1 protein-coding gene is annotated in these 419 nt (G+C 69.7%); it reads right to left on the bottom strand.

Annotated features, from left to right (window positions below; translation table 11 throughout):
* The coding region (locus G3I78_RS49200; protein WP_164437173.1) for an SIR2 family protein at positions 1-419 on the bottom strand (419 nt) is incomplete at both ends.

The following is a 419-nucleotide window of genomic DNA, read 5'->3' as shown; positions in this document are numbered from 1 at the left end:
CGAGGACTCCCGCCTGACGATGGGCCGGCACCTGGCGCGCGAGCTCCTCGCGCAGTCCGGCGACCTCGTAGGCGAAACGCAGGACGTTCTCGTCCGTCATGGACGCACCGACGACGAGGAGGTGCCGCGTCATCAAGAGCGACTGGAGGATCGAGCCGACGGGCTTCCAACGAGAGTCATAGCCGACGAACGAGCTCCGCGACAGCACGATGGTCTCCGGGTAGTGCACGTCGCCGTGCATCTTGAGGAGCCACGGGCGGTCGCCCTGGACGCGACCCCACGGTAGGACGGACAGGACGTCGTGCGGGTCACCGCTGTCCGGTGCGGGAGCCGCCGCGCGGACCGCGTCCTCGTAGAGGCGGTCGTAGTTCGTGGTCACCGCCTCGCGGACGCGCAGGCCGGCGAGCAGCGCATGAGTG

This window comes from Streptomyces sp. SID13726, assembly GCF_010548375.1.
Taxonomy (GTDB): domain Bacteria; phylum Actinomycetota; class Actinomycetes; order Streptomycetales; family Streptomycetaceae; genus Streptomyces.
Note: the sequence above shows the minus strand (reverse complement) of the source record. Positions and strands in the feature narration are given on the sequence as shown.